Raw genomic sequence first — 516 nt, forward strand, 5'->3', positions numbered from 1 at the left:
TGTCTACGCTATCGCCTGCGATATACACCCGATCAATAACATGCGCGTGTTGCGCTACCTGACCGATGAGCTGAAGGTTAGCGAAGAGGATAAAAAACGCTGGTACGCCCACTGGATACAGCAAGGGTTAAGCGCGGTAGAGCAGCTATTGCGTAAAAGTCAGTCCGGACGATTCTGCGTGGGCGACGCGCCAGGCCTTGCGGACTGCTGCCTGATTCCTCAGTGGGCGAATGCGCTCAGGATGGGCTGCGATTTATCAGGCTATCCGCGCTGTAAAGCCGTTTATGACGCCTGCGTACAGCTACCGGCGTTTATTGCCGCCGCGCCGGAAAATCAACAAGATAAAATCCCGGCCTGAAAAGGAGAATGACCATGACTCACGTGACAAGCGCAATTATTGTAGGTGGCGGAATCGGCGGCGCGGCGACCGCGCTGTCGCTGGCGCGCCAGGGAATAAAAGTCATGCTGCTGGAAAAAGCGCACGAAATTGGCGAGATTGGCGCGGGTATTCAGCTT

The 516-nt window shown here is 55.6% G+C and carries 2 protein-coding genes; both read left to right on the forward strand.

Features of this window, described 5'->3' with window-relative positions:
* The coding region (locus K0335_RS22340) for a glutathione S-transferase C-terminal domain-containing protein (RefSeq protein WP_219394179.1) at positions 1-358 on the forward strand (358 nt) is incomplete at its 5' end.
* 14 nt (positions 359-372) lie between these two features.
* The coding region (locus K0335_RS22345; RefSeq protein WP_001776804.1) for an FAD-dependent oxidoreductase at positions 373-516 on the forward strand (144 nt) is incomplete at its 3' end.

Origin of the sequence: Escherichia sp. GZ89 (genome assembly GCF_019366485.1) — a bacterium.
In the GTDB taxonomy this organism is placed as follows: Bacteria; Pseudomonadota; Gammaproteobacteria; order Enterobacterales; family Enterobacteriaceae; genus Escherichia; species Escherichia fergusonii.